This window comes from Clostridium simiarum (assembly GCF_018919175.1).
Lineage (GTDB): Bacteria > Bacillota > Clostridia > Clostridiales > Clostridiaceae > Clostridium_L > Clostridium_L simiarum.
The window spans coordinates 177,469-202,245 of sequence record NZ_JAHLQL010000003.1 but is presented as its reverse complement, the minus strand read 5'-3'; the positions used below and the strand labels follow the sequence as shown (position 1 = coordinate 202,245).

Below are 24,777 nucleotides of genomic sequence, written 5' to 3'. Positions count from 1 at the left end.
CATTGGATAAAATAGAATGGTAATAAAAAAAGAGATAATACTATAAGTATTGTAAGTAAAAAATATGGAAATAAGTTTTCTATAAAAACTATTAGACCTGGTATTCATCCTATAAATTAAAAGTCAAGGGAGTGATTTCAATAGTTGATATAGCTTTATTAGGATCAGGAGGGGGAATGCCTATGCCAAATAGGTTTTTATCTGCCCTTCTTATAAATTATAAAGGTAGAAAAATACTTGTAGATTGTGGTGAGGGTACTCAAGTATCTATGAGAATTCTGGGATGGGGATTTAAATCCATTGATGTTATATGCATAACTCATGGACATGGCGATCATATAGTGGGGTTACCGGGACTTCTTGCAACTATAGGTAATAGTGGAAGAACTGAACCTTTGACATTAATAGGGCCTGAGGGTATAGAGAAGATAATAAGAGGTCTTAGGGTTATAGTTCCTTATCTTCCTTATGATATAAATATAATAGAGAACCCTAAGAAAGCCATTTCTTTAATAAATGGAGATATAGTGCTTTCAACATTAGAGCTTGATCATTCATGGCCTTGTATAGGATATAGCTTCTATATAAATAGAAGTCCTAAGTTTGATATGGAAAAAGCAATTATTAATGGAGTACCTAAAGTTTTTTGGAATAGGCTTCAAAAGGGTGATGTAATAGTACATGAAGGAAAGACATATGAACCTTCTATGGTATTAGGAAATGAAAGAAAAGGAATAAAAATAAGTTATATAACAGATACAAGGCCAGTAGATAAAATACCAGGTTTTATAAAAACTAGTGATTTATTTGTATGTGAAGGCACATATGGAGATGATTGTGATTTAGACAAAGCTATAAAAAATAAACATATGACATTTAGAGAAGCAGCAGAACTAGCTAATAAAGGTAGGGTTCAGGAACTTTTACTTACCCATTTCAGTCCAGCTATGACAGATCCTGAAATATACAAAAATAATATAATAGACATTTTTCCTAACAGCATAATAGGTCAGGATAGACTTGTTAAAACCTTAGCCTTTAGAGAATAGTAAGAGAGATTCATGGTTTTAGAACCGTGAATCTTATGCTTTTTATAATTAGCAGACTAAGTAATATTTTGATTTAAATAAATACTATTAAATTTTTAAAACATTAATATATAAGAGCTTTATGGTAAACAGGGTATGAGTTTATATTTAAAATTTACAGTATAAGATAATGCAAGAACCACACTAAATAACCATTATACCATGATTTAGCAAGATAGATTTAGTATTTACAAATACTTAAAAAATATTTTTATTAAATATGTTGACGGGTAAACAGTAAGATGATATTATTTTTAATATACTTAGTCGACTAATTAATTAGGAGGAATATAAATGAGTTTTTTTGAATCTGATTCGCTATATCATGTATTTCATCAAGTTTTGAGATTTCATTATCATCGCACTCATATGTTATTGGATGAAATAGGAATGTATCCAGGACAACCACCTATGCTTATGGTGTTACATAAAATGGATGGTCAAAGTCAAAAGGAATTAGCTGAAAAACTTAAAATTAAGCCTGCAACTATTACTATGATGCTTAAAAGGATGGAGAAAGCAGAGTTAGTGGAGCGTCGTCAAGATCCAGAAGATCAGAGGATATCTAGAGTATACATAACTGAGAAGGGAAGAAAAGCCTGGGAACAGTTACAGGATATTATGAAGATTATAGAAGAAGAATGTTTTGGGAATTTTACACAGGAAGAACAAGTTTTACTCCGAAGATTATTAATGCAAATGAGAGATAACCTTATGGAGGTTTGTGATAACAAGTTAGATGTTTAATAAGCTATAGAAATATTAGAGACTTTAGATGACTGGAGATGATTATTTATGTTTAAGTTATTCAAAAACTTAAAGCCTTTTGCTACATCCATAGCAATAGTTTTGATATTAGTATTTTTTCAATCCCTTTCAGAGCTATATCTACCAACTTTGATGTCTGATATTGTTAATAATGGGATCGTAAATGGAGATACTAATTATATTTTTAAAATAGGTGGATTAATGCTGTTAGTTGCTGCTGGAGGTGCTATATGTACTGTTACTGCTAATCTTTTATCTTCAAAGGTTGCAACAGGATTTGGTAGAGATCTTCGTAAAAAGATCTTTACGAAAGCTGAGGGTTTTTCTCTTGAGGAGTTTGAGAAAGTAGGGACATCCTCTCTTATTACAAGAACTACAAATGATATTACTCAAGTTCAGCAAGTGCTTGTTATTATTATGCGCATGATGATAAGTGCTCCTATGATGTGCATAGGTGGAATTATAATGGCAGTTTCAAGGGATAAGGAGCTTTCACTAATTATTGTAGTGGTTCTGCCTATATTGGTTGCTACTATTTCTATTGTAGCAAAAAAAGGTTTGCCACTTTTTAAAGCTATGCAAACAAAACTAGATAAATTAAATTTAGTATTACGTGAGAATCTTACTGGCATTAGGGTAATACGTGCTTTTAACCGTATTGACCATGAGAAGAAACGCTTTAATGATGCAAACTATGACCTTACTAGTACTGCCATCAAGGTAAATAAAACAATGGCTATTTTAATGCCTTTAATGATGCTAGTTATGAATCTTACAACTATTGCAATTATTTGGTTTGGTGGGAAGCGAATTGATGTTGGAAGTATGCAAGTAGGAGATCTAATGGCGTTTATACAGTATGTTATGCAAATAATGTTCTCTTTAATTATGGTTTCTATGATGTTTATCATGATACCACGTGCTTCAGTGTCAGCAGTAAGAATTAATGAAGTACTTGATATAGTTCCGGAAATTAATGATGCTAAAGAAATTAAAAAGGCTGATGATAAAAGAGGCTATGTTGAATTTAAAAATGTTAAGTTTAGCTATCCTGGGGCAGCCAATCCTGTCATAGATGATATTTCCTTTAGTGCAAAGCCTGGTGAGACAACAGCTATCATTGGCGGTACTGGTTCAGGTAAGTCTACACTTATAAGCCTTATACCAAGGTTTTATGATATTGATAGTGGAAGTATTTTAGTTAATGGAGTGGATATTCGTGAAATATCCCAGGAAAGTCTTAGGTCTAAAATAGGATTTGTTCCTCAAAAGGCAGTATTATTTACTGGAACTATTACAGATAATATAAGATACGGTAAGGAAGATGCCACAGAGGAAGAAGTTAAGAAAGCTTTAGAAACGGCTCAGGCTATAGAGTTTATATCTAACATGAAAGATGGCTTTGATTCAGTTATAGCTCAGGGAGGTACTAATGTTTCTGGTGGACAAAAGCAACGCCTATCTATTGCTCGTGCTTTAGTTAGAAATCCTGAAATATATGTTTTTGATGATAGCTTCTCAGCTCTTGACTTTAAAACAGATGCAAAGCTTAGGGCAGCTCTTAAAAAGGAAACTAAGGATTCTACAGTAATTATCGTTGCACAAAGAGTAAGTACTGTTATGGATGCAGACAGAATTATAGTTTTAGATGAGGGGAAAATTGTAGGAATGGGTACTCATAAAGAGCTTTTAACTAATTGTGATGTATACCGTGAAATTGTATCTTCGCAACTTTCAGAGGAGGAGATAGCATGAGTGAAAATAAAGAGCATAAATCCAGAGGAGAACGAAAAGGCCCTATGGGACATGGCCCTGCAATGGTGAGACCTGTAGAAAAAGCAAAAGACTTTAAGGGAACTATAAGAAGGCTTATGATCTATTTAAGACCTCGAAGATTAAGTATTGTAGTGGTGTTCTTATTTGCTATTTTAAGTACGGTTTTTAGTATTGTAAGTCCAAAGATTATGGGGAAGGCTACTACTAAGTTGTTTGAGGGTATTATGAGTAAAATGGCTCTCGGAAAATTATTGCCACAATTAGATAACTTAAATAAACTGGCATCTAATCCAGCCACAGCTACAAAGGAAGTTACAAATGGGTTAGATGTGGTTAATAGTAAAATATCTGAAATAATGAATTTAAATGGTGGCAAAATAGATTTTAATTATATCGGAAGTATAATTTTAATTTTAATATGTCTTTATGCTATTAGTGCTGTTTTTAGTTATATTCAGCAATATATTATGGCAGGGGTTGCACAGAAGACCGTTTTTGACATGCGTAAGGAAGCTCATGAAAAACTTTCTCGTCTACCACTTAAGTTTTTTGATGCCCATACTCATGGGGAAATATTAAGCCGTGTCACTAATGATATAGACACAGTTTCTAGTACTCTTCAACAGAGTTTAACACAGCTTATTACTTCAGTGGTTACCATTATAGGTGTTATAGTTATGATGCTTACTATAAGTCCAGTATTAACTCTTGTAACAATAGTAACTCTACCACTTTCCGTGCTGGTAACGACAACCATAGCAAAACGCTCACAAAGTTACTTTGCTAAGCAACAAAAGACTCTTGGAGAGCTTAATGGTCATGTAGAGGAAATGTATACTGGTCATAAAATAGTAAAAGCCTTTGGTCACGAAGAAAAGTCTATAAAAGAATTTAATGAAATAAATGAAAAGTTATACAATGTAGGTTGGAAGGCACAATTTATTTCTGGTATAATTATGCCTTTAATGAATTTTATAAACAATATAGGATATGTTCTTGTGTGTGTTGTTGGAGGCATATTTGTAACTAAAAAGAAGATAGAGCTGGGTGACATTCAAGCGTTTATACAATATTCAAGACAGTTTGGTCAGCCAATAGTTCAAACAGCCAATATAGTTAATATTCTACAGTCTACTGTAGCAGCAGCAGAACGTGTTTTTGAGCTTTTAGATGAAGTTGAAGAAATTCCAGATGCTAGTGGCTCAGAAATTATAGAGTTTCCTAAGGGTGAAGTTAAATTTGAAAATGTTAAGTTTGGATACAAAGAAGGGGTTACTCTTATAGAAGATATGAATATAGATGTGAAAAAAGGTCAAACCATTGCTATTGTGGGACCTACAGGTGCAGGTAAGACTACTCTTGTAAATTTACTTATGCGTTTTTATGAGATAAATGAAGGAAAAATTACTGTAGACGGTGTTGATATAAGGGATTTAAAACGTGGAGATTTAAGAAGCATTTTCGGTATGGTGCTCCAAGATACATGGCTTTTTAATGGTACTATAAGAGAAAATATAGGTTATGGACGCTCTGAAGCTACAGAAGAAGATATTATTAATGCAGCAAAAGCAGCTCATGCGGATCACTTTATTAGAACTCTTCCAGAAGGGTATGATACAGTTCTTAATGAGGAAGCTTCTAATATATCTCAAGGTCAAAAGCAACTATTAACTATTGCTAGAGCAATATTAGCAGATCCATCTATATTAATCCTTGATGAAGCTACAAGCAGTGTGGATACTAGAACAGAGATTTATATACAAAAGGCTATGACAGAACTTATGAAAGGTAGAACAAGCTTTGTTATAGCTCATAGACTATCAACAATTCGTGATGCAGATTTAATACTGGTTATGAAGGATGGAAGTATTATTGAAAAGGGAAATCACGAAGAGCTTTTGGCTAAAGCAGGATTTTATGGAGAACTTTATAATAGTCAGTTTAAAGGAGTAAGCCTAGAAAACAAGGCAATGTAATCAAGATAATTTTATTTTAGATGAAATCTAGAAACTATAATAAGTATTAAAAATAAATAATAAATTTAAAAAAGAACTACAGAAAATGTAGTTCTTTTTTTGTTTTATAAGAGATTACTATAAGTGCCACTTCCAATCATTATGAATAATATGGTATTACATAATATTTTATAAATAATAAGGGGGAAGATATATGGAGCAAGTAGACATTATAAGTAATAACAAGAAAAATCCTCAATGTAAAGAAAGATGCGATTCAAAAGTACTAGACTCAGTAACTTTAAGCACATGCCAAAGTAAGTGCAATATCCCTATGGGATTTACAGGACCTTTAATAGCTAAAATTCCAGTAGTTTTATCAGATGTAGAAGTGGAGATCAATGAGGAATCAGAAATAGAATTAGAAGAAAGGGATATAAGGTTAATAAATATTGATAAAGAGGTTTTTATAATTGAATGTAAGCTTATTCCATATACAAATAAACTATTTATAGGAGGATATGTGCAAAAGAACATACAATTTTCTGCTAATGATTGTACTAATAAAACGAGCATAAGTAGCAAGGTAGAACATACAACAGTTAATCTTCCTTTTAAGTGTGTAACAGAAATCGAGTTTTTTAAAAAACCCTTATATGGTGAAAGCTACAAAGAAAGATTAAACAGTTTAGATGAAAATATGCTTTGTAAAAATAATAAAGAAGATTCATGGATTCATTATAGTAAGCTATACGAACCAGTTTATTGTGAACTGCAATATGCAAAAATATTAGAAACGGATATTTTAGATAAAAAGGATCATAGCACAAAGTCTCTACAAAAGGATAAAGACTCAAAAAAAATTCTCGAGAAAATGGTCATAGTTATAAGATTAAAGGTGATTCAAAATCAACAAGTATTTATACCGGAATTTGATGGAGATGTAATGGTTATAGAAAATTGTAACAATGATTCTATTCCCGAATATATTAGAAATAATGACAAAAAACAAGAGGGCATAGGAGATAGCTTTGATGACGAAAAAGGAGTATTAGGAAAGGAAGAAAGTTGATTGAAATGAACTTAATATATTTAAGTAATAATATGTAGCAATTTATACCTAGCAGAATAATATGTTATTAGATATAAAGTCTTAAGGTTTACAAGTAGTCTTAAAGCTTTATATACAAAGGATTATAAAGGGAGATGAAGCAATGTTTAAAGATTGTTTAACTAATGATTCTACTGATATTGAGGCAACTTCTGAAAATTGCGATTCAAGGAGCTGTAATTCAAGGGTTGTTAAATCTGAACATTTAGGGGAATGTAGTAATAAATGCTATACACCATTTGGACGTCCAGGACCAATGGTAGTTAAGGTTCCAGTGGTACTAGCTGACTGCAAGATACAAATTGATGTGGAGTCTGATATTAGATTGGGTGAAGAAGCGTTTGATGTAAAGACAATAGATAAGCATGTATGCATTACTCAATGTCATTTAGTTCCGCATACAAATAAGGTATTTATTTCTGGATATATACAAAAGAACATTCAATATTCTACAGTAAGAAATGATAATGAAACAAGTATATGTGGAGATGTGAAACACAGCACATTCAATATTCCATTTAAATGTGTTACAGCAGTTAAATTTGATAAAAAGCCTATACTAGGAGAATATTGTAAAAGTAAATCAAATGCTTTAGATAAGAGCATGCTCTGTGAGGATAGGAAAGAAGAGTCTTGGAAACATTTTAATAATTATTACGAGCAAATTTTCTGTGAACTAGAATGGGCAGAAATTCTAGAAACAGATATTTTCCATCGTGATAATCGTTGTGCTGAAGACTTTAGTAGATTAAAATGCTTTAGAAACATTACTGAAAAAATGGTAGTATATGTACGTATTAAATTATTACAAAATCAACAAGTATACATTGGAGAGCCAGATTGCAAAGTAGATATGATGGAAGACTATGATTGTACTTGTGAAAAACAACACAATATGGGAAAATGCGGATGTAGCTGTGAAAAACAATATAAAAGACAATATAAAAAAACACAAGAAATATGCCATGATGATGTTGAAATAGGTTATAGTCCTGAAATGGGTGTTATAGGGAAAATGAGAGAGGAATATGATTATTAACACTAGTTTTTAATGAACTCTTAGCTTCAATCTTCATATACTGTAGTAAAGGTTTTAACCTTTGCAAAAGTTAAAAAAATGAAAAATTATGATAATAAGGGAGGAAACTATTCATGAAATTATACTATAAAGGATCACAAGAAGACATAGAAAAATTTGATTCGAATAAAGGTTATGATGATCATAGATGTTCTCATCACAATAAGTGCTGTGATGAGCATAAATATGCACACTGTTGCCCACAAAGTCCATGCCCATATCCAATACTTTTTGAATGTTCTCAAGGAACAGGTGCGGATATACCAAAGATTTGTCCAAGTAAACCATTTACAGCAAGATCCTTAGGATGTGTTACCATAGATACAAGTTGCTTAAAGAATCCAGTGGTTAAATTTGATTTCTGTAGCATTATTAAATATAAGTTTGTTGCAAACTTTGAGCCAGCAACATTAACATTTGGATTATTTAAAACTTGCGATGATAGACATGAAATACCTTGCGGCACTTGGGAATATAGAATTAAACTAAATCAAGATGGTGGAGAAGAAGCTGAAAGACTTACAACTTCTTTCTGTTTCAGCCACTGCGAATGTAGTAGTTGTCCAGGATGCTGTACCTATACTGTTAGAATAATAGATGCTTCAAATGATTGTGGAGATCCATTATCAGTATGCAATACTTCACTTTCAGTTATAGCTAAATCAGGACACTAAACTAATTTTTTAAATTAAAGGGAAACCTCCTTTTAGGAGGTTCCTTATTTAGAGTACATTAAAAAAATATTGTATTATAAACTTTAGAATAGAAACAGCAGAGAACCGTTAATTGCTAAATATAACGCTTATATTTAAATTCAATATATTATGGTAAAGGACTTGACCTTTACAAAGGTTGAAAAGTGAAATTTTATGATAATAAGGGAGGAAACTATTTATGGAACTATATAAAGCTCCAAAGGAGGATATAGAAAGACATAATAACAATAAGTGCTGTGATGAGCATAAGTATGACTATTGCTGTCCAAAGAGCCCATGTGCATATCCAATACTTTTTGAATGTGCTCAAGGAACAGGTGTAGATATACCAAAACTTGATTCATCTAAAGCTTTTGCACCAAGATCTCTAGGCTGTGTTACTATAGATACAAGTTGTCTAAAAAATCCAGTGGTAAAGTTTGATTTTGATAGCGTTATTAAATACAAGGATAAGGAAAATGATCAGCCAACAACATTAATATTTGGGTTATTTAAAACTTGTGATAATAGACAGGAAATTCCATGTGGCACATGGGAATTTGCAATTACATTTACTAATACACCTTTGCAAGAACTAACTACTTCCTTTAATTTTACTCACTGCGAGTGTAATAGTTGCCCAGGATGTTGTACCTATACCGTTAAGATAATAGATGCTATAAGTGATAGAGGTGATGAATTCTCAGTATGCAATACTTCACTTTCAGTTATGGCTAAATCTGGTCACTAAATTATTTTTAAATGACGAAGAAACCTCTCTTTGGAGGTTTCTTTATTTATGTATGTAGGAAACTCCTCTTCATGCTTCAGAGGGTACTCGAAGAGTAAGCGACTACCATCAAATCATAGATTTGGGTATCTGCTTAAGTGATTCACACAAGGTCATAGATCTTGGTTCTCTACTTAGGAAACTCCTCTTCATGCTTCAGAGGAGTACTCGAAGAGTAAGCGACTACCCATCAAATCGCAGATTTGGGATATCTGCTTAACTGACTATCACTAAATCATAGATTTGGGATAGCGGCTTAGAAGAAAACCTCCATGGGTAGGGTAACGATTAATATTATTTTTCATATATTGTAGTATGAAGTTGTAGTTATTGTGGAGGCAGTGGCTAATTAGGCTGTTGAACATATAATTATATGAATCAAGAGGAAGATTCTTATTAATAATAAGGAGATTATTATATGTCAAAAAGAGGAAAAGATAGAAGGGGGGAAGTCCCAAATCATACAAGTGCAAAACCAAAAGAGAATTCAAAAAATATGAATTCAAATAAGATAACTAGAGAACAATTTATTGCACTTATAATATTAAAGGTATTAAGTGAAAAACTTAAACAAAATAATAAGGGCATAAACAACAATTTCAAAAAGAAAAAAGAAAGTTCTCAAGAGATACCTTTAGACAATATGGAGGAAATTTCTAGAAATAAATCATTAGACATAGAAAATTCTTGTGAGGAGACTTTGAGTATAAAAGATGAAGAAAAGTATATTACCACGGTTCAAGATGAAGATGACACTATAGAAGGTATCGTAGAGGATACAGAGCAAGGAATAGCACCTAGTTATGATAATTTACTTCAGGAGAAAGAAGATGCTAAAGAAGAGGATTTAAAAGAAGGGGTTAGTATTTATGAAAGTTCAGAGATAATAAGTATAAAAAAGGATTCTGAAGAGAAAAGAGAAAATTCTCAAGAGGTACCTTTAGACAATATAGATGAAGTTTCTGAAAATGAATCATTGGATACAGAAAATTTTTATGAAGAGCCTTTAAATATAAAAGATGAAGAAAAGTATGTCACCATGGTTCAAGATGAAGAGGACACTATAGAAGGTATTATAGAGGATACAGAGCAAAGAATAACACTTAGTTATGATAATTTACTTCAGGATAAAAAAGACATTATAGAAGAGGATTTAAAAGAAAGAGTTGGTATTTATGAGAGTTCAGAGATAATAGGTGTAAAAGCAGAGGTAAAGTTATTAAAAAAGGATATTAATAGTGCGAAAGACTATGTAGATAATGACACATATGTAAATGGAGACATAATATATAAATCTGTAGAATATGATATGGAACCTATATTAGATATAAGCCACATTATAACAGAAGATACTAATTACTCCATAAAAAATCCCTTAGAAGAGAAGAAGATAGATAATGAAGAGAGTAAAGATATAAAAAAAACTATAGTTTGTAATTCTAAGAGCATAGTTAAAAGCAGTACCCTTTTAAATTGTAGTCCAAGCGAAAGGATGGAATGGGATATTTCTTTAGAACCAAGGGTTTCTAAAATTCCTGTTGTACTATGTGAAATAGAGGTACCTATTTTTATAGAAGCTACGGAGAAGTTTTCAGAGCCTGTTTTTAAAATAATATCTTTAGATAAAAAAGTGGTTCTAAAAAAATGTCAGTTAGTTGTTGGTACTGATAAACTGTTTATAACAGGTGTCATAGAAGAAAGTATAGAATATGCAACTGCTAGATGTATCCATAGAGATTCAGTGAAGGGTAATATAAAAAAATTAGCAATGAACATTCCCTTTAAATGTTCTACAAAGGTTTCTTTAAAAACTAAGCCTGTAGTTTCAAAAGGTACTTATTTTATAGATTTGGAATCCTTTGAGGGGCAGGGTAATAATATAGATACATATGAAAAAAGCTATAAACATTTGGAATATACTAATGATAAGGTATTTTGTAATTTAAATAGCGCTAAGCTGTTGGAGACAGGAAATCAAGGTGGTATTGAGGTTTTAAAAGATACATTGCAAGAGGCATATACTTTCGAAAAGGTAGATAAAAAAGTCATATTAATTTTAAATCTTACATTATTACAAAATCAGTACGTATTTAATTATAATAATATTAGGAATGCATCAAAAGAATAAGTGAAATGGGATTTTGTATTAAAATCCCATTTTTAAGTTTTAAATATGACCTATTTAAAGTTTGTTCATGTATAACATAAGAGTTTTTATATGACACTGTATGATTTATCATTAACATAGTATTTATTAATGGGTCCTTCATAAATAATTTCTTTATTATTAATTGAAAATAAATCTGTAGTTTTAATAAGCTCAGGTGTCTTATCAGATTTGTAAATATTGCTTTTAATTAAGGCTTCAGAAACAAATTGAGAGCAAAAATAGTAGCGTTTTCTTTTAATAGGCAGATTAAGCAGTACAAAGAACAAGCCTAAAAAATTATATCTATACTTGTTTTTTTCTTTTGAAAATGTGTCTATCTCATTTTTTAGAGATTCAAGTTGTTCTTCAGTAACTTTAACTTTATATATCAAACATTCACTGTGTGTAAATTTCTTATAGACGCCCTCATGTAGATTTTCTTCAACGAAGCCTCCTAAAAAAGGATTATTGGGATTTATCCTACCAAAGGAATACATTTTTTTAAAGCTATTATCCAAACTAATGGAAGAGTGAGCATACTTAATTGAGGTAATTAGATTTATCATTTTTGAAAGCCAGGTTCCTGTTTTTGAAAAAACCAAATAAATATATTTATCATTCATAATATTATAATTTCAGCTCCTTAAATATTAATAGTGCATGTCCATATTATAAGTATAATATATAAATCTTAAGATTTTATTAAAATTAAATTATAAATAAAAATTCTTTAAGGAGTATATAGTAATTTAAAATATTTTTATCAATATAATACAGTATTACAATATATTTATAAAAATTCTTTAAAATAAAAAATATTTTTAAAAAATCTATTGCATAATAATTATATGTATGTTATATTTAAATAGTCGTAATAATAAATTTAAACGACGAAGATTTAATATGATTTAAGCATTACCTTTTTAGGCATATAAAGTAAATCAATTTTTAAATCTTAATATAAATAAAAAGGAGAAATGTTTAAATGGATAAGAATTTAGTTTGTAAAGATTGCGGAAAAGAGTTTGTTTTCACAGAAGGAGAGCAAGCATTCTATAAAGAAAAAGGTTTCGAAAATGAACCACAAAGATGCCCTGATTGTAGAAGAGCTAGAAAGCAACAAAACAACAGAGGATTTCAAAGATAATATTATCTAAGAATGATCAACGTATAGGATTAAACCTATACGTTTTTTATTTTTAACCTTTAGTACCTATTTAAAGCTACAAAGCATAATATTAAGGGTCTAAAGCTGGGATAAGATATAGATAATATAAATCCACACTTACTCAGAAGTGTGGATTTATATTATATCAAATTATTCTTGAAATATATTATTTTTAAACTTTCCTATTTGGACTTTACCCTCTAGGGATATGTACATTCCATCTCCGTCTCTTAGATCATTTTCCCACTGACCTATGTATTTATCCCCTTCTGCCCATGTATTAATGCCGTAACCATGTCGTAAATCATTTTTCCATTGACCTACATAAGAGCCTCCATCTGACCAGATATAAGTTCCTTCACCAGATTTCTCGCCATTATCCCATTGTCCTGTATAACGCTCTCCATCTGGCCATAGATATGTCCCAAATCCGTGTTTTTCATCCTCTTTCCATTCACCTATGTATTTTTCACCACAGGACCAAGTGTGAATACCATCCCCATGCATTTTATCATTATGCCATTGTCCAGTGTATTTGCTACCATCCTTATAAAGATAGGTTCCTTCGCCCTCCATCTTTCCATCTTTTTTATCACCTATGTAACTTCCGCCGTGAACATGATTAGAAACTGGAGCCTTAAGGTTATTAACCTTTATTTTATTTAAATTAGCATTATTTAATTTCAATTTTTTCATTTGAAATTCCCTCCTTCATATGCTGTGACATATTATCAATTATCTAGATTTATATATTTTATAGTATTATAACACAAGTATGTATTTTTAATAATAAAAATTTCTACTAATAATATGTAATTGATAATATTATTACAAATTGTTAAAATAAAATTATAGGGTTATAATAGTATTTTAATATTTATAGTGTATATGAATGCAACGTTTTAAGGAGGTTAGCTATGATTATTGAATGGTTTAAAGGTTTAGATCCAGTAATGCAGGCTCTTTGTGCCACATTATTTACATGGTTTGTAACTGCACTGGGTGCCGCTTTAGTATTTATATTTAAAACAATTAATAAAAAAGTATTAAATGGAATGTTAGGATTTGCAGCAGGAGTTATGATAGCAGCTAGTTTTTGGTCTTTATTAGCTCCGGCTATAGAGATGGCAGAAGCTAGTGGTACAAAAGCTTGGGTGCCAGCTTCAGTAGGATTTCTAGCTGGTGGAGGATTTCTTTGGTTAGTAGATAAGATATTACCCCATCTTCATATAGGGGCACCTATGGAAGAGGCAGAGGGGATTAAAACTGGATGGCAAAGGAGTGTACTTTTAGTTTTGGCCATCACTCTTCATAATATACCAGAAGGGTTAGCGGTAGGAGTTGCTTTTGGTGCTATGGCTGCAGATTTACCTTCAGCGTCTTTGGCAGGAGCTATTGCTTTAGCTTTAGGTATAGGAATTCAAAATTTTCCAGAGGGAGCGGCGGTTTCAATACCTTTACGAAGAGAAGGGCTTTCACGAACTAAAAGCTTTTTATACGGACAAGCGTCAGGGATTGTAGAACCTATTGCAGGTGTATTAGGTGCCATAGCTGTAGTATCTATGAAATCCATACTTCCTTATGCATTATCCTTTGCAGCAGGGGCTATGATATATGTTGTGGTAGAACAGCTAATACCAGAAGCTCAAGCAGAAAGAAATAGTGACGTAGGAACTATAGGAGCTATGATAGGGTTTGCAGTTATGATGATTCTAGATGTAGCTTTAGGTTAAGGGAGTATCAAGTGATTATTAAGTCGTCTTTTTTACATTTTGCTTTTTAGTAATAAGGGCATTATATAAAAAGGATGGCTTTTATTTTTATATTTACTAAGTCTATTAATAATTAAATATAATATTATGCTATAGCCTAGATAAATGATAAAATAAGTATAGATTAAATACATAAGGCTAATATATAATAATAAATACAAAATCTATTTATAGGAGAAAAAGATATGAATTATACATTAATAGCAACATCCACCTTTGGATTAGAAAAGGTTGTAGCTAACGAGCTAAAAGATTTGGGATATGAGGATTTAACTATAGAGAATGGAAGAGTAACCTTTGAAGGGGATGAAATGGATATAGTAACCTGCAATATGTGGCTTAGAACTGCAGATAGGGTGCTTATAAAAATGGCCGAATTTAAGGCAGAAAGCTTTGAAGAACTTTTCCAAGGAACCTTAGCGGTTCAGTGGGGAGATATAATACCTATTACAGGATTTATGCACGTAGTAGGTAAATCAGTAAAATCAAAACTTTATAGTGTTCCAGACTGCCAGTCTATAGTAAAAAAGGCAGTAATTGAAGCTATGAAGAGAAAATATAGAAGAGATTTATTTTCAGAAGATGGAGCAGAGTACAAAATAGAAGTAGCTATTTTAAAGGATATAGTTACGCTAACATTAGATACTTCCGGTTCTGGATTACATAAAAGGGGTTATAGGGAACTAGCAGGAGAAGCACCTATGAAGGAGACATTAGCTGCAGCTATGGTGCTTTTAAGTAAATGGGAACCTTCAAGGATATTGGCAGATCCTCTTTGTGGTTCCGGAACCATAGCCATAGAAGCTGCTATGATTGGTAGAAATATAGCACCAGGACTTAATCGAAGTTTTGTTTCTGAACAATGGGATATAATCCCACAAGATCTATGGGAAGACATAAGAAAGTTTGCAAGAAATTCTATAAATAATAAGGATTTTAAGATACTAGCTTCAGATATTAATGGAAGGCTTATTAAAACTGCCAAAGAAAATGCTGAAAAGGCAGGAGTTGCAGAAAACATATTTTTTCAAAAGATGGATGTTAGAGAGTTTAGTAGCAAGAAAAAGTATGGGTTTATAATAACTAATCCTCCTTATGGAGAAAGAATAGGCGAGGGTAAAGAAGTAGAAGTTTTATATAAGGATATGGGAGAAGTTTTTAGAAATTTAAATGAGTGGTCATATTTTGTGATAACTTCTCATCCTGAATTTGAAAAATTATTTGGTGAAAAGTCTCATAAAAATAGAAAGCTTTATAATGGAAGAATACAGTGCTATTATTATCAATACTTTGGACCTACACCACCAAAAGATAAGAAACCAGAGTTTTTTAAAATAGTATAGCTGTAGAAAGTACTGGTATATTTAGTGAATTTATTGAAATCAATTTAAATTTTAATAATGCTATTGACACTTTATCCTAATATGATAAAATGATAAAAAAGTTAAAATTATAAATTTTAATATAATTAAGTTTCGTATAACTCTAATGATATGGTTTAGGGGTGTCTACCAGGAACCGATAATTCCTGATTACGAAGGAGATACATTTTCGTGTGTTTTCTTTGTAATCAGGAATTTTTTTGTTTTCTAGAGATTAAAAGTATATGAGAGATGAAGGAGAGAAGTATATGAATTTAAGTAATTTGCCAAAAATAGAATTACATTGTCACTTAGATGGAAGTGTTAGACCGGAAACTATAATAGATATAGCTAGAAAAGAAAATATAGATATTCCTAGCTATGATGTAAAGGAAATAAATGATTTAATGATAGCACCTATAGAGTGCACTTCCTTGGATGAATATTTAAAAAGATTTTCTTTACCTATAAATATTATGCAAAGCGAGTATAGTCTTAGAAGGGTGACTTATGAGCTTCTTGAAGATGCTGCAAAAGAAAATGTTAAATACATGGAGATAAGGTTTGCTCCCTTACTTCATAGGAATAAAGGGTTAGAGGTAGAAAAGATAATAGAAAGCGTATTAATGGGAATGAAGGATGCTGAAGATAAATATGATATTAATGCTAATCTAATATTATCCTTTATGAAGACTATGCCAGTGGAGGGGATATTTGAGGTGATTAATATTGGAAGAAAATACTTAGGAAAAGGTGTGGTTGCAGTAGACTTGTGCGGACCTGAAGAGGCTGGGTTTGCAAAGTTTTTTGTGGAACCTATGAGTCTTGCTAAAAGCTATGGCTATAGGATTACTATCCATGCTGGAGAAACAGGTATAGGTGAGAATGTATTAGAATCAGTAGAACTTCTAGGCGCAGAGAGGATAGGTCATGGGGTTTATATAAAAGATTGTAAAAAAGCCTATGATATTATAAAAGAAAAAAACATTGCCTTGGAAATATGCCCAACCAGTAATGTACAGACTAAAGCTGTAAAAAAGATAAGTGAACATCCAATATATGATTTTTACAAAGATGGAATCAAGGTTACCATGAATACAGATAACAGAACGGTTTCAAGCACTAATATGACTAATGAGCTTTCAGCCATTACAAATGAATTTAACATTGATTATGAAGATTATAAAGAGATATATTACAATAGCCTTAATGCATGTTTTGCTGATGAAGAGATAAAAGATAAATTGAGAAAGTATATGGATTAAATGAAGTTTATTAACCTGTGAATAGGCATATAGATTGAAAATAAGTATTAAATTATGGTAAAAAAATAAATCTTCTATGACTTAAAAAGATAGAAGATTTATTTGAAAATAACGTAAAAAAGAGCTTCCTCAATTGAAAATCATAAGTTTAATTTTCAATATTATGCTTTTGAGTTAAGCTCTTTTAATTTACTTTCTAGAATAGCTTATTTTGAACGATTAGCTATTTCTATATTTACTTTTCTACCATTTAGCTTTCTACCAGAGCACTTTTTAATTAGAGTATCAGCGGCATCAGCTCTTACGTCTATAAATGTGAATTTATCAAGTATGTCTATATCTCCTATAGCATTCTTATCCACATCTGAGTAATCCGTTAGGAATTCAACCAAAGCTTTAGGTTTAACCTTATCTAAATGACCTATGCTTAAGAATAATCTTAGATTACTTGGTGTAGTACTAATATTTTCATTATAGTTATGACTTATTTCTTTGTCATAAATCATATGCATTAATGCAGCTCCAACATCAACTAAGTTATATTCTTCGTCTAGCTCTGTTACGATAGGTACAAATCTAGTATATTCTTCGCTTTCTAAAGTTTCTACCACTCTTTTTATAATATTGTCATATTTTGCATTGAAAATATCATCTATAGATGGTATTGGTTTTCTCTTTATTCTACTCTTTGTAGTGCTTTCTATTTGCTTTAAAGCTTTATATTCTCTAGGAGTTACTAAAGTATAAGCTACACCTTTTTTGTTAGCTCTACCAGTTCTTCCTATTCTATGAACATAAGATTCAGTGTCTTGAGGTAAATCATAGTTTATTACATGAGATACATTTTCTACATCAATACCTCTAGCAGCAACATCTGTAGCCACTAAAAAGTCTATATTTTCTTCTTTAAACTTTCTTAAGGTATTTAATCTTTGATTTTGGTTCATGTCTCCATGCATTCCTTCAACATTGTAACCTCTAGATTGCATAGACTCTACTAATTCATCTACACCTCTTTTGGTTTTACAGAAGATTATGCTACTTGAAGGTTCATCTACATCCAATATTCTGCATAAGCTTTCAAAACGCTCATTGTGTCTTACTTCATAATAAAATTGCTCTACTGTAGATACTGTCATTTCATTTTTTACGATGGAAATGTGTTTAGTATCTTGTTTCATATATTTTTTTGCTATTTTCTTTATAGCAGGAGGCATTGTTGCAGAGAACAAAAGAGTTTGCCTTTCTTCATTTGAAGATTGTATTATTTGTTCAATATCCTCAACAAATCCCATATTTAACATTTCATCTGCTTCATCAAGAACTAGGAAATCAATATATCTTAAATCTAGGACCCTTCTTCTTATAAGATCTAGAACTCTTCCAGGAGTTCCAACTATAAAATCAGGATTCTTCTTTATAGCTTTAATCTGTCTATCTATAGATTGACCGCCATATACTGGTAACATTTTTATGTTTGAATACTTTCCTATACGCACTAACTCATCATTAACTTGGATAGCTAGCTCTCTTGTAGGAGTAAGTATTATACCATGAATTTTATTTGAAGATTTATCAATATTGCTTATTATAGGTGCTCCAAAGGCTAAAGTTTTACCTGTACCTGTTTGAGCCTGCCCTATTACGTCAGAACCTTCTAGAATAACAGGAATAACTTCTTGTTGAACTTTAGATGGTTCTTCAAAACCCATATCTTCTATGGATTTAAGTATGTCATTATTAAGTTTTAAATCATTAAATTTTAAATTTTCCATTATTTCTCCTCCAAACATAACAACTCATTATACTATAGGATGCTCATTTAAACAAGAATTATTTTAGTTTATAGGGTAGTAATATTTGTAAAGGTATCCAAATGAGAGTCTGATAATTTTGCTAAAAAAATATATGGATAACGTATTGTAATAAGTAAATTTGTACCATATAATTAAAATAAAAAGACCGACTAGTCGTTTTGTTTGGAGGGAACATGCCTAAAATAAGTGAAAAAGAAAAGGACTTAAGGAAAGAGAAGATTATTCAGCATGCTTTTGATTTATTTGCAGAAAAAGGATATACAGAAACTACTATGGATGATATAGTTCAATCTTTGGGAATGAGTAAAGGAGGGATATATAATTACTTCAAAAGTAAGGAAGAGATGTTTTTAGCCATAGCTGAAAGTAGATTTAATAAAAGACATAAGGTTGTATCTGAATTTAATGGAGAGCTTTATAATAAAGAAAAAATTATTAAATATATTACATGGACATTAACAGGACTTTTTGATGATAAGACTTCTAAGGGTGCTAGATTTACTTTTGAATTTTGGTCAGTTTTATCCAGAAACCCTGAAATGAGAGAGAAATCTTTAAATAGATATAAGCTTTTTTATAAAGATTTATCTTTAATAATAAAGATGGGTATAGATGAAGGTGAGTTTTATGAGGATACTGACATAGAGTCTATTTGTTATATAATATTAGCTACTATGGATGGCATAGGATTTGTTTCAAGTGTTATGTCTGTTAGTGTAACAGAGAAGGTAATAGAAAATTATTTAGATATGGTATTAAGAAAACTAGTAAAGGGGTATAAAAATGATACATTATAAATGCTGCACTGAAGTAAGTATAGATGATATTTATAAAGCTTTTGTAGATGGATTTTCCGATTATATTATAGAGATAAAAATGCCTAAAGATTTTTTTGAAAATAGATTTTTTGGACCAGAGGGAAATTCACTTCAGTATTCTTTTATGGCTTTTGATAATGAGAGACCTATAGGTCTAATTTTAGGTGGTATAAAGACTTATGAAGGACTAAAAACTTTAAGATGTGGAACTTTGTGTATTCATCCAGAGTATAGAGGACAAGGCATAAGTCAAAAGTTATTCCAATTGCATAAAGACTTAGCCATAAGAGAGAATTGTGATCAGCTATTTTTAGAGGTTATTGTAGGAAATGATAGAGCCATTAAATTTTATAAAAATTTGGGATATGAAAAAATTTATGATATAAAGTATTATTCTCATAAAGAGCCTAATTCTATAAGCTATAAAGAACTATTAGAAACACGTATTGAGGAAATAAGCTTTGAGGATGTAAAAGCTATTAATGACAATATAAAATATGTTCATATTAATTGGCAAAATGATTTTGATTATATGGAAAAACTAAATAATGTTAAGTATTATGGAGCTTATGTAGAGAAAAATTTAATAGGAACATTGTCTATAGATTCTAATGGGAAAATTTATTTTATTTGGGTTCATAAAGATTTTAATGGTAAAAATATAGCCCTAAAACTTATAAAAAATGCAAATAGTGATATAAAACCCAAAAAACTTTCTATGAGTTTTACTAATAGTTCAAGCATAGAAGGGTTTTTAAAGCATATAGGATTTAATAAAGATTCAATATGCCAATATGAAATGTACTATACATTATAGGGAGGGAGATTTATGGTCTATAACTGCAAAGAGATAGAATTGAGAAGTCCTAGATTAAGTTTAGAACAATTTGAATTGGAAAGAGATCTAGAAGATTACTCTAATATAATGAAGGAAGATGCTGTAGGTAAATGGCTTCCTAAAGGGCAAGGGTATTCTTTTGAAGAGAGCAAGCGCTTTATGGAGTATATTCTAGAACATTGGAATAAACATGGGTACGGGGCCTGGGCTGTTAAGGATATAAATACAGGAAAAATTTTAGGACACTGTGGACTTAATAAAATATCAAGCATTAATGAAGTAGAGGTACTTTATGCACTAGGTAAAGAAGGAAGAGGTAAGGGTTATGGTACCGAAGCTGCCAGAGTTTCCTTGGAATACGGATTTAATGTTTTAAACCTTAAAGAAATTATTGCTTTAACAAAGCCTCTTAACAAAGCTTCTCAAAACGTGATCAAAAAGTTAGGTATGAAATATATTAAAGATATAGAATTATTTAATCAAGAATTTAGATATTATTCAATAACTAGAGAAGAGTTTAATAATTCAAATTAATACTTAAAGTAAGTTACCCTATAGGAAAAAGGCACAAATAAATTATTGATGATTTTGTGCCTTTAATTTTTTCTATAACTTATTAACTTTTGTTTTTGCGAATAAATCATGAAGCCCTTGACCTTTACTACTTTTATTTATCATATAGAAAGAAAAAATAATTAAAAGTAAGCCAAGTAAAGGTACAGTGTACATAAGCTTGCTTATTTCTCTATGTAATATCTGTAAGGGGTTTAAACTATTCCCTTCTTCAGAAAAAATCCTAAGACCCAATAAATATTTTCCTAGAGTATATCCTTTGGTAATTACGGGAACTAAAAATGAATAAGCTAAATATAGTCCTGATGAATATCCAAAAGCTATTTTTGTATCTATTCCCATGTATATAAATATTCCTAAGGGTAAAATAATTATTATAAGCATATCGATTACTAAAGCTCCAAGCCTATTAAAAAGATCTGATCTCATTTACTTTCAAGCCCCCATTTATCTATTTCTATTACAGTTAATTATAGCATCATTTCTTAAATATATTTCTAAATAATCTTTAATATTTTAAAATTCTATTTAGAATCTCAAAGGTTTTATATTTAAAACATAGTAATTTTAAATATAATGTAACAAATATTAACAGATAAAAATTATTTGCAATATATTGATTATGTTAATTACTTATGATACTATACTTACACAAAGTAAGTAAATGAGTTTTAAAAGTCTTTAAAAGAAAAGTATATTTTATTTTAAAGATATTGTTTAAGCTTGCAATTTATATACAAAATATTGTAAAATATATAATTAATACCATTAATAAATAGTGGAGGGAGAGAAAAAATGAATACAACTATTTCTGTAATAATAAACGTAATTATAATGCTTATTTTTGTTTATATACTTTATTTTATGCAAAAGAAACACTATTCGTTTTCCGTTAGAGTATTTATAGCTTTAGGAATAGGAATAGCTTATGGTGCTATAATGCAACTTATGTATGGGGTACAATCCCCAATTGTGCAGCAGTCTAATACCTGGTTTGCTATCATAGGTACTGGCTATGTAAGACTTTTAAAGATGATAGTTATACCACTAATATTTGTTTCTATTACAACAGCAATTATTAATCAAAATTCAAAGAATTTAGGTAAGATGGCAGGAACAATAATAGCTATTCTAGTTATAACAGCAGGAATTTCTGCTGCGGTGGGAGCTGGAACTGCTAGTGCCTTTAAATTGACTTCAGAGGGATTACAATCTGGAGAAAGCGAAGCTAAGGCTAGTGAAAAACTTGAAGCTAACTTAAAAGATTTTCAGGCAAAACCTGTTCAAGATCAGATTATAGAAATAATACCTACTAATCCTTTTTACGCAATGACAGGACAAGGTACTTCAGCTACTTTATCTGTAGTTTTCTTTGCAGCTTTTGTTGGAATAGGAACTATAGGAATAAAGAAAAAGAAGCCTGAGTCAGCAGAGGTTTTTACCAAATTTTTAAATTCCCTTCATGATGTAGTGATGCGAATGGTCACATTAATATTAAGACTTACTCCTTATGGGGTATTGGCTTTAATGACAAAAATGGTATCTACAAGTAATTTTAGTGAAATATTAAGATTATTAAACTTTGTTTTGGCTTCTTATGTTGCTCTAATCATAATGTTTATAATACATTTAATAATACTTGGAATCTTTGGATTAAATCCAATTACCTATATTAAGAAGGCTTCTTCTGTCCTCACCTTTGCCTTTACATCAAGAACAAGTGCTGGAGCTATCCCTTTAAATGTAGAAACTCAAGTGGATAAGCTAGGAGTACCAGAGGGTTTTGCCAATCTTTCAGCTTCATTAGGAACAAGCATAGGTCAGAATGGATGCGCAGGGATATATCCTGCAATGCTAGCAGTAATGATTGCCCCTACTTTAGGAATAAATCCTCTAGCCCCTGCCTTTTTAGTTAAGCTTATAATAGTTACAGCTTTGGGATCCTTTGGAATAGCTGGTGTAGGTGGTGGAGCTACCTTTGCAGCCTTAACAGTTTTATCTGCCATGGGACTTCCTGTAGGGTTAGTTGGTTTATTAATAGCCATAGAACCTTTAATAGATATGGGAAGAACCGCTCTTAATGTAAGTGGATCTATATTGGCGGGAGTGGTTTCTAGTAAAATGATGAAAGAGATAGACATGGATATATATAATGGAAAAGAAGAATTAGCAAAATAAAAATAAAGTTAATTACAAAATACCCGATTTGATAAATCGGGTATTTTGTAATTAAATAAAGCATGAGAGAGGAAAGTGTAACAATCTGTCGAATATATATAGCTACTAAAGGTATACCGAAGATAATTTTTAAAAATGAAGGTATACAGTATTTAAAGGGGGGAAATAGTAAATTAGAAGGAGTATTTAGAGATTATATCTATTAAAGAAAGGAATAATTTTTATGGAAGAGTCTAATAACAAGATTTTAAAAAAAGAACTAGGATTATTTGATGCAATGACCATAGTAATAGGAATGGTAATAGGATCAGGAATATTTTTCAAACCTTCTATTGTATTTAGAAATGCAGGTTCACCACTGCTAGGAATACTAGCCTGGGCCGCAGGGGGAATAATAGCCATGGCATCAGGTCTTACTGTAGCTGAAATTGCAGCCGCTATACCAAAAACAGGAGGGGTATTTATCTATCTTAAAAAGCTTTATGGGGAAAAATGGGCTTTCTTGTTTGGATGGGTTCAAACTTTAGTGTATGTTCCTGGGTCAATAGCTGCATTGGCTATTGTTTTAGCTACTCAAGTTACTGCATTTGTACCTCTTACTAATGCTCAGCAAAAGATAGTAGCTATAGGATTCTTATTATTTTTAACTATTATTAACGTAATATCTACTAAATTAGGAAGTAAAATTCAAAGTGTTGTAACTGTAGCAAAATTATTGCCCATACTTATAATTATAATAGCAGGTTTTGCGAAGGGGACTGCACAAGGTGTTATACTAAAAGGGGCTGGTGCTACTACTGCTACAGGTTTTGGAGCTGCTATTTTAGGAACCTTATGGGCTTATGATGGCTGGGTAAGTGTTGGAAATATGGCAGGAGAGCTTAAAAACCCTAAAAAGGACTTGCCAAAATCTATAATATTAGGATTATCTATAACTATAGTAGTATACGTTTTTATAAATATAGCTCTTGTAAAAATAGTACCTGTTGAAGCTATAATTGCTTCTAATAAACCTGCTTCTGATGCAGCTGTGGTGTTATTTGGTGGATTTGGAGCTAAATTTGTTTCAGCTGGTATTTTAATATCTATATTTGGCGCCTTAAATGGATACATGATGACAGGATCTAGAGTTCCTTTTGCCATGGCTAAGGAAAAATTACTTCCTTTTAGCGATTTTTTCGGCAATATAAGTGATAAGTTTGGAACACCTGCTAATGCTTTTGTATTTGAAATATTCTTAGCTTGTTTATACGTTCTATCTGGATCCTTTGATATGCTAACAGATTTAGTTATGTTTGTGCTATGGATATTCTTTACTATGACGGTGGCAGGGATATTTATATTAAGAAAGAAATTTAAAGATATAGAAAGACCTTATGTAGTTCCACTATATCCTGTAATACCATTATTAGGTATACTAGGGAGTACTTATATAATAATAAGCACGTTGATAACAAACACTTCCTATGCTATATATGGAACAGGTGTTACTTTACTAGGACTTCCAGTATACTATTATCTTAAGAAAAAATCTTAGTAAAATACTAATTTAAAGTAAGAATTTATAGCTTTAAGTG

At 31.0% G+C, this 24,777-nt stretch carries 22 protein-coding genes and 1 riboswitch; of the genes, 18 read left to right on the top strand and 4 right to left on the bottom strand.

The features are described from left to right. Window positions 1-140 precede the first annotated feature (140 nt). The 9 genes from KQI89_RS10775 to KQI89_RS10735 all read left to right on the top strand — a co-directional run bounded on the left by KQI89_RS10775 (window position 141) and on the right by KQI89_RS10735 (window position 11,389). Window positions 141-1,049, top strand: coding sequence for a ribonuclease Z (locus tag KQI89_RS10775; protein ID WP_216457198.1), 909 nt, complete (start codon window positions 141-143; stop codon window positions 1,047-1,049). Between the two features lie 333 nt (window positions 1,050-1,382). Continuing rightward, entirely contained in the window at window positions 1,383-1,835 is a 453-nt protein-coding gene (locus tag KQI89_RS10770) for a MarR family winged helix-turn-helix transcriptional regulator (RefSeq protein WP_032123440.1), read from the top strand. A gap of 48 nt (window positions 1,836-1,883) precedes the next feature. Beyond that, window positions 1,884-3,611, top strand: a complete 1,728-nt coding sequence (locus KQI89_RS10765; protein WP_216457077.1) for an ABC transporter ATP-binding protein — start codon at window positions 1,884-1,886, stop codon at window positions 3,609-3,611. Next, the gene (locus tag KQI89_RS10760; protein ID WP_216457076.1) at window positions 3,608-5,608 is read left to right on the top strand and encodes an ABC transporter ATP-binding protein; all 2,001 of its coding nucleotides are present in this window, start codon (window positions 3,608-3,610) and stop codon (window positions 5,606-5,608) included. The genes KQI89_RS10765 and KQI89_RS10760 overlap by 4 nt, the downstream gene beginning before the upstream one ends. 193 nt (window positions 5,609-5,801) lie before the next feature. Continuing rightward, window positions 5,802-6,659, top strand: a complete 858-nt coding sequence (locus tag KQI89_RS10755) for a CsxC family protein (RefSeq protein ID WP_216457075.1) — start codon at window positions 5,802-5,804, stop codon at window positions 6,657-6,659. Window positions 6,660-6,801: 142 nt separating this feature from the next. Next, on the top strand, window positions 6,802-7,737 hold the full coding sequence (locus KQI89_RS10750) for a CsxC family protein (protein ID WP_051986453.1): 936 nt from the start codon (window positions 6,802-6,804) through the stop codon (window positions 7,735-7,737). 113 nt (window positions 7,738-7,850) lie between these two features. Continuing rightward, the gene (locus tag KQI89_RS10745) at window positions 7,851-8,450 is read left to right on the top strand and encodes a DUF4489 domain-containing protein (RefSeq protein WP_032123444.1); all 600 of its coding nucleotides are present in this window, start codon (window positions 7,851-7,853) and stop codon (window positions 8,448-8,450) included. Between the two features lie 220 nt (window positions 8,451-8,670). Then, window positions 8,671-9,222, top strand: a complete 552-nt coding sequence (locus KQI89_RS10740) for a DUF4489 domain-containing protein (RefSeq protein ID WP_216457074.1) — start codon at window positions 8,671-8,673, stop codon at window positions 9,220-9,222. A 457-nt stretch (window positions 9,223-9,679) separates the two neighbouring features. Next, entirely contained in the window at window positions 9,680-11,389 is a 1,710-nt protein-coding gene (locus tag KQI89_RS10735; protein WP_216457073.1) for a hypothetical protein, read from the top strand. 86 nt (window positions 11,390-11,475) lie between these two features. Here the strand turns inward: KQI89_RS10735 and KQI89_RS10730 are convergent, their stop codons facing one another. Further along, window positions 11,476-12,033, bottom strand: a complete 558-nt coding sequence (locus tag KQI89_RS10730) for a hypothetical protein (RefSeq protein ID WP_216457072.1) — start codon at window positions 12,031-12,033, stop codon at window positions 11,476-11,478. A 362-nt stretch (window positions 12,034-12,395) separates the two neighbouring features. Here KQI89_RS10730 and KQI89_RS10725 point away from each other — a divergent pair, with 362 nt between their 5' ends. Beyond that, window positions 12,396-12,557 carry a zinc-ribbon domain-containing protein gene (locus KQI89_RS10725; RefSeq protein ID WP_032123448.1) on the top strand — a complete coding sequence of 54 codons (162 nt, stop codon included), beginning with the start codon at window positions 12,396-12,398 and terminating at the stop codon, window positions 12,555-12,557. Between the two features lie 171 nt (window positions 12,558-12,728). Here KQI89_RS10725 and KQI89_RS10720 read toward each other — a convergent pair whose 3' ends face one another. Next, window positions 12,729-13,274, bottom strand: coding sequence for an MORN repeat-containing protein (locus KQI89_RS10720; protein WP_216457071.1), 546 nt, complete (start codon window positions 13,272-13,274; stop codon window positions 12,729-12,731). A 227-nt stretch (window positions 13,275-13,501) separates the two neighbouring features. On the opposite strand from KQI89_RS10720, the gene KQI89_RS10715 reads away from it, so the two are divergent. The 3 genes from KQI89_RS10715 (at window position 13,502) to add (ending at window position 16,976) form a co-directional block, all read left to right on the top strand. Next, window positions 13,502-14,311 carry a ZIP family metal transporter gene (locus KQI89_RS10715; protein ID WP_216457197.1) on the top strand — a complete coding sequence of 270 codons (810 nt, stop codon included), beginning with the start codon at window positions 13,502-13,504 and terminating at the stop codon, window positions 14,309-14,311. Window positions 14,312-14,535: 224 nt separating this feature from the next. Continuing rightward, window positions 14,536-15,693, top strand: coding sequence for a THUMP domain-containing class I SAM-dependent RNA methyltransferase (locus tag KQI89_RS10710; protein WP_032123450.1), 1,158 nt, complete (start codon window positions 14,536-14,538; stop codon window positions 15,691-15,693). A 112-nt stretch (window positions 15,694-15,805) separates the two neighbouring features. Beyond that, a riboswitch (purine riboswitch) is annotated at window positions 15,806-15,905 on the top strand. Between the two features lie 75 nt (window positions 15,906-15,980). Beyond that, on the top strand, window positions 15,981-16,976 hold the full coding sequence (gene add / locus KQI89_RS10705; protein ID WP_216457070.1) for an adenosine deaminase: 996 nt from the start codon (window positions 15,981-15,983) through the stop codon (window positions 16,974-16,976). 206 nt (window positions 16,977-17,182) lie between these two features. On the opposite strand, the gene KQI89_RS10700 is transcribed toward add, so the two are convergent. Continuing rightward, the gene (locus KQI89_RS10700; protein WP_216457069.1) at window positions 17,183-18,751 is read right to left on the bottom strand and encodes a DEAD/DEAH box helicase; all 1,569 of its coding nucleotides are present in this window, start codon (window positions 18,749-18,751) and stop codon (window positions 17,183-17,185) included. Window positions 18,752-18,966: 215 nt separating this feature from the next. Between KQI89_RS10700 and KQI89_RS10695 the strand changes: the two genes are divergently transcribed. The 3 genes from KQI89_RS10695 to KQI89_RS10685 are packed head-to-tail and all read left to right on the top strand — an operon-like array spanning window position 18,967 to window position 20,983. Beyond that, window positions 18,967-19,590, top strand: a complete 624-nt coding sequence (locus tag KQI89_RS10695) for a TetR/AcrR family transcriptional regulator (protein ID WP_216457068.1) — start codon at window positions 18,967-18,969, stop codon at window positions 19,588-19,590. Further along, window positions 19,577-20,428 carry a GNAT family N-acetyltransferase gene (locus tag KQI89_RS10690; protein ID WP_216457067.1) on the top strand — a complete coding sequence of 284 codons (852 nt, stop codon included), beginning with the start codon at window positions 19,577-19,579 and terminating at the stop codon, window positions 20,426-20,428. The genes KQI89_RS10695 and KQI89_RS10690 overlap by 14 nt, the downstream gene beginning before the upstream one ends. Window positions 20,429-20,440: 12 nt before the next feature. Next, window positions 20,441-20,983 (top strand): GNAT family N-acetyltransferase, encoded by a 543-nt coding sequence (locus KQI89_RS10685; RefSeq protein ID WP_216457066.1) that lies wholly within the window; start codon window positions 20,441-20,443, stop codon window positions 20,981-20,983. A gap of 72 nt (window positions 20,984-21,055) precedes the next feature. On the opposite strand, the gene KQI89_RS10680 is transcribed toward KQI89_RS10685, so the two are convergent. After that, window positions 21,056-21,451: an RDD family protein gene (locus KQI89_RS10680; protein ID WP_216457065.1), complete on the bottom strand. Its 396-nt coding sequence runs from the start codon at window positions 21,449-21,451 to the stop codon at window positions 21,056-21,058. A 366-nt stretch (window positions 21,452-21,817) separates the two neighbouring features. Between KQI89_RS10680 and KQI89_RS10675 the strand changes: the two genes are divergently transcribed. After that, on the top strand, window positions 21,818-23,200 hold the full coding sequence (locus KQI89_RS10675) for an L-cystine transporter (protein WP_216457064.1): 1,383 nt from the start codon (window positions 21,818-21,820) through the stop codon (window positions 23,198-23,200). 223 nt (window positions 23,201-23,423) lie between these two features. Then, window positions 23,424-24,737, top strand: coding sequence for an APC family permease (locus KQI89_RS10670; protein ID WP_216457063.1), 1,314 nt, complete (start codon window positions 23,424-23,426; stop codon window positions 24,735-24,737). Window positions 24,738-24,777 lie beyond the last annotated feature (40 nt).